This window comes from Oleiphilus sp. HI0043 (genome assembly GCF_001634935.1).
The window spans coordinates 1-760 of record NZ_LWEY01000390.1; the positions used below are offsets into that span (position 1 = coordinate 1).

1 protein-coding gene is annotated in these 760 nt (G+C 43.4%); it reads left to right on the forward strand.

The annotated features are described in order from the left end of the window. On the forward strand, window positions 1–428 hold a 428-nt coding region (locus tag A3729_RS05220), incomplete at its 5' end, for a helix-turn-helix transcriptional regulator (protein ID WP_156497687.1). Window positions 429–760: the final 332 nt, after the last annotated feature.

The following is a 760-nucleotide window of genomic DNA, read 5'->3' on the forward strand; positions in this document are numbered from 1 at the left end:
AGAATCGAATTGTTTTGTCTGAAGCCTTGCTTAAGCAGCCTCTGGTTTTCTACAACAAAGATTCGGCCCAGTTAAATGAACAATGTTGTCAGGAGCGTTTGAGTGAAGTTTGCCCTGATAATACGGTTTTAGATCGCGTGAAATTCATTATTCGTAGAGATATTTTCCAAGAATTGTCTCTTGATACCTTAGCCTCTGAGCTTTGTATGTCTCCGCGTACCTTACGGCGTCATCTTCAGTCTCATGAAACATCATATAAAGAGCTATTAGAAGAGGAACGTAAGCGCGTTGCACTGGCTCATATTCGAAAACAGGATATATCCATTGAAACTTTGGCTGAAAGCTTGGGTTATAGTGATGCATCAAGTTTCAGCCGAGCTTTTAAACGCTGGTACGGTCTATCGCCGAAGAACTTTAAACCGAATTAGAATGCTTAGTTTTTTATTGCTCTTTGCTTAGTTTACAACGGCTAGATGGTGGGTAGTCACTTTGTAAACAGAGCCTTCCAAGGCTCGCTAGCAATTTAGCACGCCCTTGATTAATGAGGGGGAGCCTCTGCCTAGCTTTTTTAAACTCGGCTTACTATAACTGCCCACACTTGATCTGACTCATTTACCTAGCCTGCGCTCTGTGTAATGGTTTCCTTAAACAATAAGAGGAGGCTATATGACCAAGCAATCCGTTTCCATTGCCATCGCTGGCTACGGCGGTACGGGTGTTATCACAACCGGACAGTTACTGCTCAAGGCTTGCGCCAAAG